Origin of the sequence: Actinoplanes sp. NPDC000266 (genome assembly GCF_042899005.1) — a bacterium.
Classification (GTDB): Bacteria; Actinomycetota; Actinomycetes; order Mycobacteriales; family Micromonosporaceae; genus Actinoplanes.
Genome location: NZ_JBIAZI010000001.1, coordinates 256,905 through 271,906, shown reverse-complemented (window position 1 = coordinate 271,906; position 15,002 = coordinate 256,905). Strand labels below are relative to the sequence as shown.

The window sequence follows — 15,002 nt, the reverse complement described above, 5'->3', positions numbered from 1 at the left end:
ACCTTAATAAAGCACAGTGGACGAAGACTGGATCGCTGTCACCAGGCGGACAGTGAAAGTGGTTCCCTTCCCAGGGGCGCTCTCGACCTCGATGTCGCCGCCGTGGGCCTGTGCCAGTTTGCGGGCGATGGCCAGGCCCAGGCCGCTGCCGCCGGTGGCCCGGCTGCGCGACTCGTCGGCCCGCCAGAAGCGGTCGAAGATCTTCGGCAGGTTCTCCGGGGCGATGCCGACGCCGGTGTCCCGGACCGTGACGGCCGAGCCTCGCGCGGTCACCACGACCGAGCCGCCGCGCGGGGTGTAACGGATGCCGTTGGAGACGAGATTGCCGAGCAACTGCCGCAGCCGTACGGCATCGGCCCGCGCCACCGGATCGCCCGCCACCTCCATGGTGAGGCGGACGCCGGCCGCGTGGGCCGGGGCGAGGTGGCTGTCGACCACCTGGGCCAGCACCTCGCGCAGGGCCACCGGGCGCAGGTCGAGGCGCAACGACCCGGCCAGGTCGCTCAGGTCATCGATGATGTGCTGGAGCAGCAGGGCCTCCTCGTGCAGGAGACCGACGAGCTGGGCGTCGGTCGGCGCCAAATCGTCCTGGGCCGCCTCGAGCCAGCTCCGGATGTTCGTGAGCGGGGTGCGCAGCTCGTGCGCGACGTCGCTGACCATGGCCCGGCGCTGTGCCTCGGCCCGGTCGCGGCGCTCGGTCGAGTCGTTGAGGGCGCGGGCCAGGCGGCCGATCTCGTCGCGGGTCGACACCGGCACCGGGCCCTGGCCGGCCGCCTCGGTGAGCGCGCGCAGCGGGCGGACCAGGCGGCGGCCGACCAGCACGGTGACCAGAATGGTGGCCAGCAGGACGCCACCGGTGGTGGCGACGATCCGGATCGTGTTCTGCTCCGACAGCGTGAACCGGGTCTGGTCGGCGCCGGCGCCCGGGTCGGTGACGAACAGCAGGGCCGGCGGGGCGACGTACGACTGGAGCATGGCCCTTCGCGATTTCTCCACACAGCCGCGGACCCGGGCCGGCGGCACGGCCGAGCTGGTGCTGTCGGGCATGGCCACCGGTTGGGGACGGTCGGCGACCAGGAAGTACGTCGAGAAGTCCGGCCGTACGCCGAGCCTGAGCTCCCTCGGCATCCGGGCACAGGTGGTGACCAGCCGCCCGAGCTCGCGCAACGGTCCCTGCTCGGCCGGGGTCGTCGCCGTGGACAGCTGGTCGGTGCAGGCCGCGGCGTTGCCGTCCGTGCCCGACCCGGTGAGGACGATCGACGGGCGCCCGTTCGGCAGCCGCGCGATCTCGCCGTCCCCGCCGCCCTTGCGGACGCAGGTCAGCGTGTCGGCCGCGAGCTTGTCGAGGCGGGGGCGGTCGGCCGGGGGCACCAGGAACGGGCCGGTCGCGCGGGCGTCGATACGTTCCGTCCCGCCGCTGAGCGCGAGGTCCAGGTTGAGCGGGTCGACCGTGGCCGAGGCGCGGGCGCCGGCCAGCGAGGGGCCGGGTCCCGAGTCGGCGATCACCACCCGGTCGGCGGTCATGAGCGTGACGCGGCGGCCCAGCTTGGCCGACCGGTCGCGGATCAGCTCGGGAGCGCCGGACCAGTCGGGGTGGCCGGCCGCGTAGCCGACCAGGAGGTCGTAGACGCCCTTGTCCTCGGTCAGCGACCGGCCCTGCTCCTGGCGCAGGGCCCGGGTGGCGGTGGCGGTGGCCAGCCAGGCGGTGGCCGCGATGGCGGCGACCGCGATCAGCACCGACGTGACCAGCAGGCGGGTGACCAGGCTGTGCCGCAGCGGAACGCGGCTCACGGCGTCTCCGCGGCCAGCTTGTAGCCGACGCCGTAGACGGTGAGCAGGTGGGCCGGCTTCTGCGGATCGGCCTCGATCTTGCGGCGGAGGTTCATCACGTGCACGTCGATGGTCCGCTCGGTGGAGCTGCGGTCGATGCCCCGGGTGTGGTGCAGCAGCTGGGCCCGGCTCAGGACCCGGCCCGGCTGCTCGGACAGGGCGGCCAGGATGGCGAACTCGCCGCGGGTGCACTCGACCGGCTCGTCGTCGACGGTGACGTGGTGGCGTACCGGATCGATGCCGATCCGGCCGACGCGCCGCAGCTCGGCGCCGGGCGGCGGCGCGCCCCGGCCCACCCGCCGCAGGAGCGTACGGACCCGGGCCATGAGCTCCCTCGGGCTGTACGGCTTCGTCAGGTAGTCGTCCGCGCCCAGCTCCAGGCCGAGCAGCATGTCCTCCTCGGTGGCCCGGGCGGTCAGCATCAGCACCAGCAGGTCGGACTCGGCCCGCAGCGTGCGGCACACGTGCAGGCCGTCGAGGCCGGGCATCATCACGTCGAGCACCAGCAGGCCCGGCCGCCACCGGCGGGCCTCGTCGAGCGCCGCGCGGCCGTCGTGCACGACGAGCACCTCGTGCCCCTCCGCGACGAGATAGCGCCGGACCACCTCGGCCTGGCGGGGATCGTCCTCGGCGAGCAGGACCTGAGCAGACATGGCGGCGATGATAGGTCGGCGGCGCGAGGACCGGAGATCTCCGCGGGAGACCTGACAGCTTTCTAACGATCTCCCGGGACGCTCGTCGCCATGCAACCGAAGATCGTGGCCTGGTTGAGCGGGACAGTGCTCGTCGTGGCGCTCGGCGCCGGCGGAGCGGTCGCCGTCTCCCGGCACCGGGCGGCCCAGGAACCGGCGCCGGGACCGACCGTGGCGGCCGAGACCGCGAAGGTGGAGCGCCGCACCCTGTCGACGACCAAGAAGCTCGACGGCAGCGTCGGCTTCGGCTCGGCCCGGCCGCTGTCCGGCCACTCCGCCGCCACTGTGACATGGTTGCCGGCCGGGGGCGCGACGATCGTACGGGGAAAGCAGCTCTTCCGGGCCGATGACAAGCCGGTGATCCTCTTCTACGGCGGCATGCCGCTCTACCGCCCGATCGCGGGGGCGAATCTGGTGGGCCGGGACGTACAGATCGTCGCCGCCAACCTGCGCGCGCTCGGCTACCGGATCGGCCACCAACCCGCGACGCCCCATGACGGAGAGGGCGTGCTCACCGCCGATCTCGTCAAGGCCGTCAAGCGCTGGCAGGAGGACAACGGCCTCCCGCCCACCGGCACGATCGCCGTCGGCGACGTGGAGGTCCAGTCCGGCGCCGTCCGGGTCGACTCGGTGGCCGTCCAGCCCGGCTCCCCCGCCAACACCGAGCTCATGACGGTCACCGCCACCCGCAAGGTCATCACCGTCGCGGCCGAACTCGACGCGGCCGCCGAACTCGCCCGGGGCGATCGAGTGACCGTGACGCTGCCGAACGCCCGTACGGTCAAGGCCCGGATCCTCTCGATCGGCCGCACCCTGGCCTCGCCCGCGGGCGGCGTGGCCGACGGCGCCCCGAAGCTGACCGTCCTGGTCACCGTCGACAACCCGGCCGACCTGGCCAAGCTCGACTCGGCCGACGTGAAGGTCAACGTGGCCGGCAAGCTCGCCAAGAACGTTCTCGCCGCACCCGTCGAGGCGCTGGTGGCGCTGACCGAGGGCGGCTACGCCGTGCAGGGCCCGGACGGCCTGATCGGCGTGAAGACCGGCATGTTCGCCGACGGCTGGGTGCAGGTCAGCGGCTCGGGCCTGACCGAGGGCATGGACGTGGTGGTCGCCTCGTGACGCTCGTGTCGGCCGGTCACGTGAGCGTGCGCTACCCCGGCGGCGTGACTGCCCTCGACGACGTGAGCCTCGACATCCACCGCGGCGACCTGACCGCCATCGTGGGACCGTCCGGATCCGGCAAGTCGACGCTGCTCACCATCATCGGCACCCTCGACCGCCCGACCAGCGGCACGGTCCATATCGGAGGCCAGGACGTGGCGGCCCTGCGCGACCGGCGGCTGTCCGCGCTGCGGGCCCGGGAGATCGGATTCGTCTTCCAGCAGTTCCACCTGACCGACGGGCTGAGCGCGGCCGAGAACGTCGCCACCGGCCTGCTCTACGCCGGCGTGCCCCGCCGCCAGCGCCGGGAACGCGCCCTGCACGCCCTGGAACGCGTCGGCCTCGCCCATCGCGCCCGGCACCGGCCGAGCGAGCTGTCCGGCGGCGAGAAGCAGCGGGTGGCGATCGCCCGCGCGCTGGCCAACGGCCCGTCGCTGGTGCTGGCCGACGAGCCCACCGGCGCCCTGGACACCACCACCGGCCGCACGGTCCTCGACCTGCTGCGCCGGCTCAACGAGGAGGGCACCACCATCGTGCTGATCACCCACGACCGCGACATCGCCGCCTCGCTACCCCGCCAGGTCGAGATCCGCGACGGCCGCATCGTCTCGGACGTGCGCCGGTGAGCCCCGTCGACCTGCTCGGGCTCGGCCTGCTGGGCCCGCGCACCCGCCCGGGACGGGCCGCGCTCTCCGGGCTCGGCATCGCGATCGGCATCGCCACGATGATCCTGGTGACCGGGCTGCCCGCGTCGGGCCAGGCCGCCCTCGTCGAGCGGCTCAGCGCGCTCGGCACGAACACGCTCCAGGCCACGGCCCAGCCCGACGTCCAGCCGCCGGCGCCGCTGCCCGAGTCGGCGGTCGAGATGGTCCGGCGCATCGGCCCGGTGACGGGCGCGTCGGCTGTCGCCAACACCCATGCGGCCGTACGGCGCAACGACCGCACCGAGTCCAGCGGCCTGACCGCCCTGGCCGCCCGTCTCGACCTGCCCGCCGCGATCGGGGCCCGCGTCCGCTCCGGGGCCTGGCTGAACGCGGCCACCGAGAGGTTCCCGGTCGTCGTCCTCGGCTCGGTGGCGGCGGCCCGGCTGGGCGTCACCGACCTGCCCCGGGGCGCGGCCGCGCCGCAGGTGGTGATCGCCGACCGCCGCTTCACCGTGGCCGGGATCCTCGACGCCACGCCGCTGACGCCCGACATCGACCGGTCCGTGCTGGTCGGCTGGCCCGCCGCGAGGTCCGAGCTCGGGTTCGACGGTCACCCCACGGTTCTTTACGTCCGCGCCGAGGAGGCTCAACTGGAAGCGGTGCGCGACGTGCTGGCCGAGACCATCTCCCCCGAACGCCCCGGCGCGGTGACCGTCACCCGCCCGTCCGACGCGCTCGCCGCCAAACGGGCCACCGAGAGCAGTTTTTCCGTGCTGTTCCTGGCCCTGGCCGGGGTGGCCCTGGTCATCGGCGGCATCGGCGTGGCCAACACGATGGTCGTGTCGGTGCTCGAACGCCGCTCCGAGATCGGCCTGCGCCGGGCCCTGGGCGCCACCCGGGGCCAGATCCGCGGTCAGTTCCTCACCGAGTCGGTGGTCCTGGCCGGCGCCGGCGGGGTGGCCGGCACCGCGCTGGGCCTGGCCGCCACCGTCGGCTACGCCGCCTGGCAGAGCTGGCCTCTCGTCATCCCCGCCGGCCCGGCCGGCCTCGGCGCGGCCGGCGCCGTGGTCATCGGCGTTCTGGCCGGCGTCTACCCGTGCGTGCGGGCCGCCCGCCTCACCCCGCGGGCGGCCATCTCCTGACCTACTTGCCCTTGGCGGCGATGTCACGCTCGCAGCCGGGAATCAGGTCGAGGCCCATCGAGATCGACTTCGGGTCGTTCTGATCGCCGCCGAGCGCGATGCTGAGCCCGTCCTCGCTGATCTCGACGTACTCGACGCCCTTCTGCTTGAGGCACTTCACCGTCTCCCGGGCGAAGTCCTTGGCCTCCGGGTTGGCCGGATCCTTCTCCCAGGGCGGCAGCGGGTAGTACTGCGGCTCGCAGATCTTGTTGGCCGCCTCGAACTTCTCGGTCTGCGTCCCCGACACCCCGGCCGGCCCGGCCTGTGCCTTCTTGCGCTCCTGCGCGACAGTGCTGCCCTTGGCCATGCCGCCATGGTCGTACATGCACTTGTTGTACGGCCCGAGCAGCGCCTCGAACTCCTCCGGCGTCGTATCGAGCCGTTCCCGGGGCCGCTGGGCCTTCGGCGAGGCCGCCGACGCCGGCGCCGACGGGCTGACCAGAGTCGCCACCTTCGCCGTGTTCGTCTCCTCGGCCGGCTTGTCACAGGCGGTCAGCGCGCTCAGCGCCACAGCCACCACCAGCAGTCTCCGCATGGTCCCACTCCCTGTCTCCATGGCCGGGCTGGCTCCCGGCCGGGAGCCAGCCTGACGACCGGACGTCAGGAAGTGATCAGGTTCGCGCGACGACAGTCACAGCCTTGAAATGACCAGTCCGACAGCCGTCTCCCTAATGTGAGGCGATCGGAGAAACAGATGAACGACTTGCTGGCCCCCCTGATCGCAAGATCCCTCCGGGGCGCCGGCCGCGTCTACTGGGTCCTGTGGCGGCGGTGGGTGACGCAACGATGAGCCGGGCCGGCCTGCACGGCCGGCCCGGCGGACGCGTTCCTACTCGAAGAACCGGGCGGACGACGCCCGCTTGTCCTGGAGCATGCCCTCGTCCTGGCCGAAGTTCCACGCCTGCCCGGGACCGACACCGGTGACACGGCCACTCTTGTACTTGTTGAAATTGCCGTGCTCGAAGACCCACAGCGTCCGGCTGGTCCGGTTGATCACCGACGACGCCGCGTCGTTCAGGTTGGTGCCGTTGGTGAACGTGTAGCTGCGGAAATCGACGGCCTGTCCCGGGAAGGCGCCGCTCCACATGCTGAGCACACCTGGAACGGCCGCACTTCCGGTGAGATTGAAGTTCTCGTAGAAGCAGACGTAGCCCACCTGGCATTTCCACGCCGCCTGGGCCGCGGAGGGCGTCGCGGCCAGAGTTCCCGCGAGAAGCAGGGCGGCCGCGGCCGCGCCTCTCAGGACAGTGCGCAGTCTCATCAGATCTCTTTCACTCGGCGAAAATTCGTTGCCGCCGAAACGTATCCCTGCCCACTTGACAGATACTTCAGTGGCCGGTAAGAGCAGCGTGCACCGAGGAGACGGCGCTCGCGCCCTCCCCGACAGCCGTGGCGACGCGTTTGATGGAGCCGGCCCGGAGGTCGCCGACGGCGAAGACGCGGTGGGCGCTGGTCTGGAACGGCAGGGGGCTGTCGCGGGTCTCCGTACGGACGAAGCCCTTGTCGTCCTTGTCGACGCCGGTCAGCCAGGCCGACTCGGGTTCGGCGCCGATGAAGCAGAACAGCGCGCGGCACGGTAGTTCCTCGCGCCGGCCGCCGGGGCCGTGGAGGTCGACCGTGGCCAGCTTCTCGTCGCCGGTCAGGCCGCCCACCGCGCTCTCGTGGCGCACCTGGATACGGGGATGGTTGCGGATGCGGTCGGCCAGGTAGGACGACATGCGCGCGCCCAGGTCGGCCGAGCGCAGCACCAGCGTCACCTCGGATCCGCGTTCGGCCAGCGACAGGGCGGCCTGGCCGGCCGAGTTGGCGCCGCCGATCACCGCCACCGGCAGCGATTCGAAGCCGCGGACGTCCAGTTCGGTGGCGGCGTACCGGATGCAGCCGGCCTTCTCGAACTCGGCCCAGCGCGCGATGTCCAGGCGGCGATAGTGGACGCCGGTGGCCGCGATGACGGCCCGCGTCTCGATGCGCGTGCCGTCCTCGAGCTCGACCACCGGCCGGTGCTCGTCGCTGACGTCCAGGCCGGCCACCCGGCACGGCGAGTAGATCCGCACGCCGAACTTGAGCGCCTGCACCATGGCCAGCCGGCTCAGCTGCTCGCCGCTGACGCCCTGGGGAAAGCCGAGATAGTTCTCGATCCGGGCGCTCTTGGCCGCCTGGCCGCCCAGGCCGGTGCCGTCGACGAGCACGGTGGCCAGTCCTTCGGAGGCGGCGTAGACGGCGGCGGCCAGCCCGGCCGGTCCGGCCCCGACCACCACGACGTCGGGGATGTGCCCGTCCGCCCGGTAGGTCATGCCGAGCTGCTCGCCGAGGATCCCCGGCGTCACGTTGCGCAGCACGGCCCCGTTGAGCAGGGCGACCGGCAGCTCGCCGGTGCCGATCCCGGCGGCCCGCATCACCGCGGCGCCCGGCACCGAGGTGGCGTCGAGCCATGAATGCGGCAGGAGCATCCGGGACACGTAGGTGCGCAGGTCCAGCGTCTCGGCGGTGTCCGGAAGCCCGATGATCTCCAGGGCGCTGCCGACCGACGACCGCAGGATCTCGCGCCGCCGCCGGAACGTCTCGATCATCACGTCGGCGATGTCGACCTGCTCGGCCAGGACGCGGCGCAGCGCGTCCCGGCCGATGCGCACCACCGTCCCGGCCCGCACGACCCGCACCGTCGCGAAGACCTGCTGGCCGGTCAGCAGGCTGAGCTCGCCCAGGAAGTCGCCCGGCCCGCGCTCGTAGACCAGATGCTCGGGCTCGTTCGCGGTCGCCTCGCGGATCACCTCGACCGCGGCGGTGCGCAACAGGAAGAGGTCGTACGAGTGGTCGCCGGACGAGTAGAGGCAGTGACCCACCTCGACCCGCTGCTCGGCGCCGTACCGCGCGAGACGGTCGAACTGCTCTCCGTCGAGGATGCCTGTGGCCATGCGGGGAGGCTAGAAAACCCCACTGAACACTTTATGTATCGACGCTTGTCAACGCGGAATGAACTGGGCGGCCCACCGCGCGGGCGCCGTCGCGGTGGAGTGGTATTCGACGTGGATCTCCGGGGCGGTCCCCGACTTCCATTCCACCGCCGAGTCGTGGCGGGACGGCGAATAGGAGCAATTGACGGTCGTACGCCGCTCGCCCACCCGAAGGTCCAGGGTGCCGGCGCCGACGCAGGCGGCCGCCATCGTGTAGCGCCCGCGTTCCTGCAGGGAGCCCGCGTAGTGCGAGCCACCGGGGCTGACGTCGCTGCCGACGCCGTAACCGGCGTCGCTGGTCAGATGCAGCGCCTGGCTCGGGCTGGGCATGTCACCCGCGGTCACCGGCCGGCCGGCGTCGCTGGTCATCCGGTAGGCGAAGCCCGCCCGTCCGGCCGCGCTCCCGGAGTCGGCCAGTTCGAGGACGAACCGGTCCCAGCTCGGGTCGCCGTCGAAGGAGACCTCGGCCGCCACGGGATCGTCGGCGCATGCGGCCGTCGCGCGTGCCACCTCCCGCGGCTGCGGCAGACCGGCCTCGGCGTTGCCGATCGCGGTCACGGTCAGGGTGATCGTCCCGTCGCCGACGCAGTTCGCGGTGAGCGTGAGCCGGCCGAGATAGCTCGGGCGCACGTCCCGGTAGCCCGCCTCGACCGGGCCCCGGGCCTCGATCACGGACGCGCCCTTGACCGGGGGCAGCAGGGCCTCGGCCGCGTCCGCGGCGCCCGCCGGGGAGATCGCCGCCGGCGAGGAGGCCGGGGTGGGCTGGTCGGATCCGCAGGCGCTCAGCGCGAGAGCGGGCGCCGCGAGGGCGAGGGCGATCGCGCGAACTGGCTTGGGCATGAATTCCTTCGGGTCAGGCGGCGGTGCAGCGGGCCCGTACGGCCCCACCGGCGATGTGCGGATAGGTGACCGGGTAGCCGCCGGCGTTGCCGCGGTTGGTGAGCTTGACGCCGATGGTCGTGTTGGTGACCCGGTAGTTGCCGATCGGCACCCAGCGGCTGTGGTTGGCCGCGGCCTGCGAGACGGTCCGCTCGCCGGCCGCTCCCGGGTAGGGCGTGCTGTCGATCTTCGTGCTGGTCATCACGACCAGGCGCACCGGCGACGCGATCACGTCGCGCTTGCTCGCGCTCGTCGGCACGTAGATCCAGAGCGAGCAGACCTGCGGGGCCGCTCCGATGTGGAATCCCCACACCAGGGCCTGCCCGGCGGTGTCGGCGCCGGCCGAGCCGGACATCGGCATGTCGTCGAACTTGCCGTTGCATCCGCCCTCGCGGGTGCTTCCCTGGGCCAGGGTCCACCATCCGGCGTTGCCGTTCTTGAACCAGCCGTACGCCGAGTAGATCGCTCCGGCGCCGGTGCAGCCGAGCCCGGCGACGGCCGAATAGGTGACCGCCTTGGCCGCCACGGTCGGCTGGGCCGTCGCCGCCTTGGTGGTGGTGGCGGCGGGAGCGGCGGCCGGCGGGGCCGGGGCGTTCGCCGCCGTCGTGGTCGCCGCGGGCGCCGGCGGGCCGGCGGCTGTCCGGGTCGCGGCGGGAGCGCCCGGCGAGTTTGTGGCCTCCGGCGCGGCCGGCGCGCCGGTGATGACGGGCAGGTCGCCGATCGCGACCGGCTCCTTCTGGCCCGGGTCGGTGTCCACGGAGCCCGGCGGCGGCGCGAGGGTCTCCGCCGGAAGTGGCGCCTCCTCCACGACCGGTGGGGACGCGCTCGGGGTGACGGCCGGCCGCGCGGAAGGGTGCTCACCGGATGATCCGCCGGCGAAGGCCACCACCCCGGCGATCAGCGCGGTCACCACCACTCCCACGACGACCAGCACCACCGGCGAGCGGAACATTTTCACAGCCACAAACACTCCCTCGTCCGATCGCACGGCGACGAGGATCATGCCGGGACGCAGTGGAAGGAAAATAGATTCCGCGTACAGAGCGCCGAGAGGATCGGCCGGTCATAAAAAATAAAGTGACTCGGAGCACAATCGTGCACACCTATCGCCATCGGGTCGAGGAGCTGTCCGTGTCACGTCCGGCAAGAACGCACGAAGTGCGAGTGGACGGGCTATCGCTGACCTGTCGTCTCTACGGGCGAGGTCCCTTGTGCGTGGTGCATCCGGGCGGCCCCGGAGCGCATTGGGAATATCTGCGGATGCCGCTGGCCGAACGAGAGCTGACCATGGCCTATCTGGAGCCCGCGGGCACCGGGGCGTCCGGGGCGCCGAGCCCGGGAGCGGCCTACGACCTGGCCACGTACGTCAGGCATCTGCACGCGGTGATCGAGCACGTCGGCGGCGACCCGGTCTTCGTCCTCGGGCACGGCCACGGCGGGGCCGTCGCCCAGGGCTACGCGCTGGAGCACCCCGGCCGGCTGGCCGGGCTGGTCCTTTACGCCACCGGGCCGGCCGCCGGCGCCGCCACCGCGGCGGCCGTCAGGGACCGGCTGCGCGACTACGCGGTGGACAACTCGTACACGCCCGCGCTCGCCTCCTGGGACCGGCCGGCGGGACCGGGCGAGGCCGAGGCGACCCGTCGGGAACGGGACCTCTTCCCGGCCTACTTCGCCGACTACTGGCGCCGGGAGGCCGAGTTCGCCCCGGTCCGCCAGGGGGCGCGGGCGTGGCCGGTCCCGGCCGCGGCGTTCGACGTGCGCTCCGCCCTCCCCGCGATCACCGCGCCCACCCTGGTGCTGGCCGGGGAACGCGATCTGTTCTTCCCGTCCGGGGCGGCCGGCGAGCTGCACGACGGCATTCCCGGGTCGCGCCTGGTGACCTTCCAGCACAGCGGCCACCTGGCGCACCTGGAGGAGTCGGAACGCTTCGCTCACCTCCTTCTCGAGTTCACCCGCCGGGTCACCGGGCCCTATCGAGTCCACCGGCGATGACGGGATCGAGCCGGTCGAGGGTCGCCCGCATGTGGTCCGGTCCGCCGTCCGGATAAGCGTTCAGGACGTCGCGCGCCTTCTCATACGCGTCTCGCGCGCCGCTCTCGTCCCCGGCCGTCATCAGCACTTCGGCCAAGGTGCTGACCACCTCGAAGCGGCTCCCGGCCCGCTCCAGCTCCCGTACGGCGTCGCCGAGCCGGCCGGCCGCCGCGAGATTACCGGCGACCGCGACCCGGATCGGCGCGTCGTCGTCACCGGTCCGGCCGGCCAGGTCGAGGGCCCGGCGCAGCACCCGGTCGGCCTCGTCGTACTTCCCGAGCGTGGTCAGCGAGCGGCCGTTGCGGATGAGCCCGTCGATCTGAGCCACCTCGTCGCCCGCGCCGGCGGCCAGGGCGACGGCCCTTTCACTGTCGGCCCGGGCCCGATCGTGGCGGCCGATCGCGGTGTGCACCGCGTGCGCCCGGGCGTACACCCGGGCCTGCTCGGCCGGCAGGCCGCGCTCGGCGAAGATGCTCAGCGCCGTCTCCAGCAGGTCGAGGGCCTCCTGGTGAGCGCCGGCGAACGACCGGGCCCCGGCCAGGCAGCGCAGCACGTACGCCTCACCGGTCACGTCGCCCTGCTCCCGGGCCGCCCGCAGCGCGAGCCGCATGACGTCGTCCCAGTCCTGGAAGAAGCCGTAAAGCTCCAGGTACGGCTGGATGGTCAGGGCGAGGTGCCACGGGGCGACGCCGCGGCCGGCCTCGGCGGCCAGCCGGACGGCCTCCTTCAGCACCTCGCGGTGCCGGGCGAACCAGTCGAGGGCCTCGCGGTACGACGTGGGCCGCTCGGCGACGACGCCGGCCCGCGCCGGCGGCACCATGGGCGGGCGCCCCGGGCCCAGCATCGCCTCGGCCGCGAGGCTGCTGTGCAGATAGTGCTCCAGCAGACGGTCGACCGCGGCTCCGATCTCGGCCGGCGAGTCGGTGGCCCGCAGGAGCTCCCCGGCGTACGTCCCGATCGGCTCGGGCGACGTACGGAGACCGCCGGCGGAGATCAGCGCGGCCCCGGCCAGCTCGTCCAGGTCGGCCCGGGCGCGCGCCGGGTCACGCCCGGACAGACTGAGGCAGGCCCCGTCCGAGGCTCCCGGCGCCGGCACCAGCGACAGCAACCGGAACAACCGGGCCGCGCCGGGGCTCAGCTGCCGGTACGACCAGGCCAGCACGGTGCGGGGATCGCCATCGACCTCGTCGGGGCGGCCGGCCCCCGATCTCAGCCGCGCCGCGACCATCACGAGCGCCAGCGGCAGTCGTCCGCAGCGCTCGACGATCTCGTCCACGTCACCCAGATCCCACTCGGCACGCTGCTCACCGAGACGCGCGGTGAGCAGCTCCCGGGCCTCCACACGGTCCGGCCGGTCCAGCTCGACCAGGCAGGCCCCGCCCGACGCGGCCAGGCCGGTCAGCGGGCGCCGGCTGGTGATCAGGACCAGGCTGTCGGCCGAGTTCGGCAGCAGCGGGCGGATCTGCGACGGGTCCCGGACGTTGTCCAGCACCACCAGCAGCCGCAGGCCGGCGGTCAGCCCGCGGTAGGCGGCGGCCAGCGCGTCGAACGTGTCCGGGATGTCGGACGGCCGGCCGCCCAGGCCGTACAGCAGCTGGCGCAGGGCGTCACCGGCCGGGACGCTGCCGTCCTCGCCCTGGTGCCCGCGAAGGTCGAGGAAGAGCTGACCGTCGGTGAACTCGGCGGCCACGGTGTGGGCGAAGCGCGAGACGAGGGCCGACTTGCCGACACCGCCCACGCCGTCCACCGCGATCACCATCGGGCCCGGGCGGCCGCCGTCGCGCATCCCGGCGTAGAGGTCCTGAAGGATGCCCAACTCGAGGCGGCGCCCGACGAACAGGGGCTGGTCGGGCGGCAGCTGCGCGGGACGGACGGTGGCGAAAGGCCGGCCGGCCGGCTCCTGAGTGGACGTGCCGGCCGTCCGGGCCAGGATCTGCAGGTGGGCCTCGGCCAGCTCGGGACCGGGGTTGATGCCGAGCTCGGCGGTCAGCCGGTCCCGGATCGCCCCGTACCGCGCGAGGGCCTCGGCCTGATGCCCGGCCGCGGCCAGGGTCGCGATCAGGCCGGCGTGCACCGGCTCGTTGAGCGGGTCCATCTCGGCCGCCATCCGCAGCGGGACCAGCACGTCACCCGCGCGGCCGGCCCGTACGGCAAGCTCCGCGGCGGCGATCACGGCCTCGAAGAACTCGGCGTTCACGTTGGCGAAGGCCGCGGCGGCGGTCGCGCTCTCGGCCAGCGCGTCACCGGCCGGGCCGCGGAAGTGGCGCAGCGCCCGCACGTAGCCGTCGAGCGCCTCCGAGGCCCGCCCCTCGGCCGCCCCGGCCCGGGCCGACATGGCCAGCCGGCGGAACATCGTCAGGTCGAGGGCCTCGTCGGGCAGGGCGAAGCGGTAGCCGGTGCCGTGCCGCAGCAGATACGACCCGGCCGACCGCCGCGGGAGGCCGGGTTCGAGCAGGCGGCGCAGCACACCGACGTACTTGTGAATGACGTTGGTGGCGCTGGCCGGCGGATCGCTCCCCCAGATCTCCCGCACGAGGTCGTTCAGGCTGACCGGCCGGCCGGCGCGGATCAGGAGCAGCGCCAGCAGACATCGTTGCTGCGGCGGGCCGCCGTCGAGCTCGATGTCGTCCCGCCACAGCCGCAGCGGACCGAGTACCTGCAAGCGAATCATGCTGGGAGTCAGCCAGAACCCTGTTGACGCCCAGTGAAGAGCGATCATCGCCGATTCACAAGTCGTCAAGTGGGCGTCCCTAGCGTCGGAGGACATGACCCAGGTTCACTACCGGTACGCGACCGTTCAGGGCCGCCGGCTGTTCTATCGCGAGGCGGGGCCGGCCGACGCCCCCGTTCTGGTGCTGCTGCACGGCTTCCCGTCCAGCTCGTTCATGTTCCGCAACCTGATTCCGGCGCTGGCCGGCCGATGGCGCCTGATCGCGCCCGATCACCTGGGCTTCGGGCACTCCGACGCGCCGCCGGTCACCGATTTCGGCTACACCTTCGACTCGCTCACCGACCTGACCGCGGAACTGCTCCAGCAGCTCGGCCTCAGCCGGTACTCCCTCTACGTGCAGGACTACGGCGCCCCGATCGGGTGGCGGCTCGCCCTGCGCGATCCGGCCGCGGTCACGGCGATCATCAGTCAGAACGGGAACGTGTACGACGAGGGGTTCCAGCCGGACTTCATGGCGCCCCAACTGGCGTACTGGAAGGAACAGACGCCCGAGACCGAGGCCGGGGTCCGTCCGGCGCTCTCGCTCGAGGCCACCCGCTGGCAATATCTCACCGGCGCCGCCGACGAGAGCCTGGTCGACCCGGACACCTGGACCCACGACCACGCGCTGCTGTCCCGGCCCGGCAACGACCTGATCCAGCTCAAGTTGTTCCTGGACTACGCCACCAACCCGCCGCTCTACCCGCTCGTGCACAAGTACTTCCGCGAGAGCCAGGTGCCTCTGCTCGCCGTGTGGGGCCGCAACGATCCGGTCTTCGCCCCGGGCGGCGCCCTCGCGTTCACCACCGACCTGCCCGAGGCCGAGGTCCACCTGCTCGACGGCGGCCATTTCCTGCTGGAGAGCGCGCTCGACGAGGTGGTCCCTCTGATCAGGAAATTCCTGAGCTCCCATGTATGAG

The 15,002-nt window shown here is 72.8% G+C and carries 13 protein-coding genes; 5 read left to right on the top strand and 8 right to left on the bottom strand.

The features are described from left to right. Nucleotides 1-3: 3 nt before the first annotated feature. Together ACFY36_RS01165 and ACFY36_RS01160 are read right to left on the bottom strand one after the other, a co-directional pair. Nucleotides 4-1,791 carry a sensor histidine kinase gene (locus ACFY36_RS01165; protein WP_499743849.1) on the bottom strand — a complete coding sequence of 596 codons (1,788 nt, stop codon included), beginning with the start codon at nt 1,789-1,791 and terminating at the stop codon, nt 4-6. After that, nucleotides 1,788-2,483, bottom strand: coding sequence for a response regulator transcription factor (locus tag ACFY36_RS01160; protein WP_499743848.1), 696 nt, complete (start codon nt 2,481-2,483; stop codon nt 1,788-1,790). Before ACFY36_RS01160 ends, ACFY36_RS01165 begins: the two co-directional genes overlap by 4 nt. Nucleotides 2,484-2,573: 90 nt before the next feature. On the opposite strand from ACFY36_RS01160, the gene ACFY36_RS01155 reads away from it, so the two are divergent. Genes ACFY36_RS01155 through ACFY36_RS01145 form a run of 3 tightly spaced genes read left to right on the top strand, consistent with a single transcriptional unit; the run spans nt 2,574 to nt 5,469 of the window. Further along, complete coding sequence (locus ACFY36_RS01155) at nt 2,574-3,641, top strand: peptidoglycan-binding protein (protein ID WP_499743847.1); 1,068 nt, start codon at nt 2,574-2,576, stop codon at nt 3,639-3,641. Then, on the top strand, nt 3,638-4,309 hold the full coding sequence (locus ACFY36_RS01150) for an ABC transporter ATP-binding protein (RefSeq protein WP_499743846.1): 672 nt from the start codon (nt 3,638-3,640) through the stop codon (nt 4,307-4,309). Before ACFY36_RS01155 ends, ACFY36_RS01150 begins: the two co-directional genes overlap by 4 nt. Continuing rightward, the gene (locus tag ACFY36_RS01145) at nt 4,306-5,469 is read left to right on the top strand and encodes an ABC transporter permease (RefSeq protein ID WP_499743845.1); all 1,164 of its coding nucleotides are present in this window, start codon (nt 4,306-4,308) and stop codon (nt 5,467-5,469) included. Before ACFY36_RS01150 ends, ACFY36_RS01145 begins: the two co-directional genes overlap by 4 nt. A 1-nt stretch (nt 5,470) precedes the next feature. Here ACFY36_RS01145 and ACFY36_RS01140 read toward each other — a convergent pair whose 3' ends face one another. The 5 genes from ACFY36_RS01140 to ACFY36_RS01120 form a co-directional block, all read right to left on the bottom strand. Beyond that, nucleotides 5,471-6,043 carry a hypothetical protein gene (locus tag ACFY36_RS01140; RefSeq protein WP_499743844.1) on the bottom strand — a complete coding sequence of 191 codons (573 nt, stop codon included), beginning with the start codon at nt 6,041-6,043 and terminating at the stop codon, nt 5,471-5,473. Between the two features lie 294 nt (nt 6,044-6,337). Next, complete coding sequence (locus ACFY36_RS01135) at nt 6,338-6,769, bottom strand: peptidase inhibitor family I36 protein (RefSeq protein ID WP_499743843.1); 432 nt, start codon at nt 6,767-6,769, stop codon at nt 6,338-6,340. A 67-nt stretch (nt 6,770-6,836) separates the two neighbouring features. Further along, complete coding sequence (locus ACFY36_RS01130) at nt 6,837-8,423, bottom strand: FAD-dependent oxidoreductase (protein ID WP_499743842.1); 1,587 nt, start codon at nt 8,421-8,423, stop codon at nt 6,837-6,839. 48 nt (nt 8,424-8,471) lie between these two features. Then, the gene (locus tag ACFY36_RS01125) at nt 8,472-9,302 is read right to left on the bottom strand and encodes a hypothetical protein (RefSeq protein ID WP_499743841.1); all 831 of its coding nucleotides are present in this window, start codon (nt 9,300-9,302) and stop codon (nt 8,472-8,474) included. 13 nt (nt 9,303-9,315) lie between these two features. Next, complete coding sequence (locus tag ACFY36_RS01120; RefSeq protein WP_499743840.1) at nt 9,316-10,305, bottom strand: hypothetical protein; 990 nt, start codon at nt 10,303-10,305, stop codon at nt 9,316-9,318. Nucleotides 10,306-10,556: 251 nt separating this feature from the next. Between ACFY36_RS01120 and ACFY36_RS01115 the strand changes: the two genes are divergently transcribed. Continuing rightward, nucleotides 10,557-11,333, top strand: a complete 777-nt coding sequence (locus ACFY36_RS01115) for an alpha/beta fold hydrolase (protein WP_499743839.1) — start codon at nt 10,557-10,559, stop codon at nt 11,331-11,333. On the opposite strand, the gene ACFY36_RS01110 is transcribed toward ACFY36_RS01115, so the two are convergent. Then, nucleotides 11,302-14,034, bottom strand: a complete 2,733-nt coding sequence (locus ACFY36_RS01110) for an AfsR/SARP family transcriptional regulator (RefSeq protein WP_499743838.1) — start codon at nt 14,032-14,034, stop codon at nt 11,302-11,304. The two genes, ACFY36_RS01115 and ACFY36_RS01110, sit on opposite strands and share 32 nt — an antisense overlap. A 103-nt stretch (nt 14,035-14,137) precedes the next feature. On the opposite strand from ACFY36_RS01110, the gene ACFY36_RS01105 reads away from it, so the two are divergent. Beyond that, a complete protein-coding gene (locus ACFY36_RS01105; RefSeq protein WP_499743837.1) occupies nt 14,138-15,001 on the top strand; it encodes an alpha/beta fold hydrolase in 864 nt (287 codons plus the stop codon). Nucleotide 15,002 lies beyond the last annotated feature (1 nt).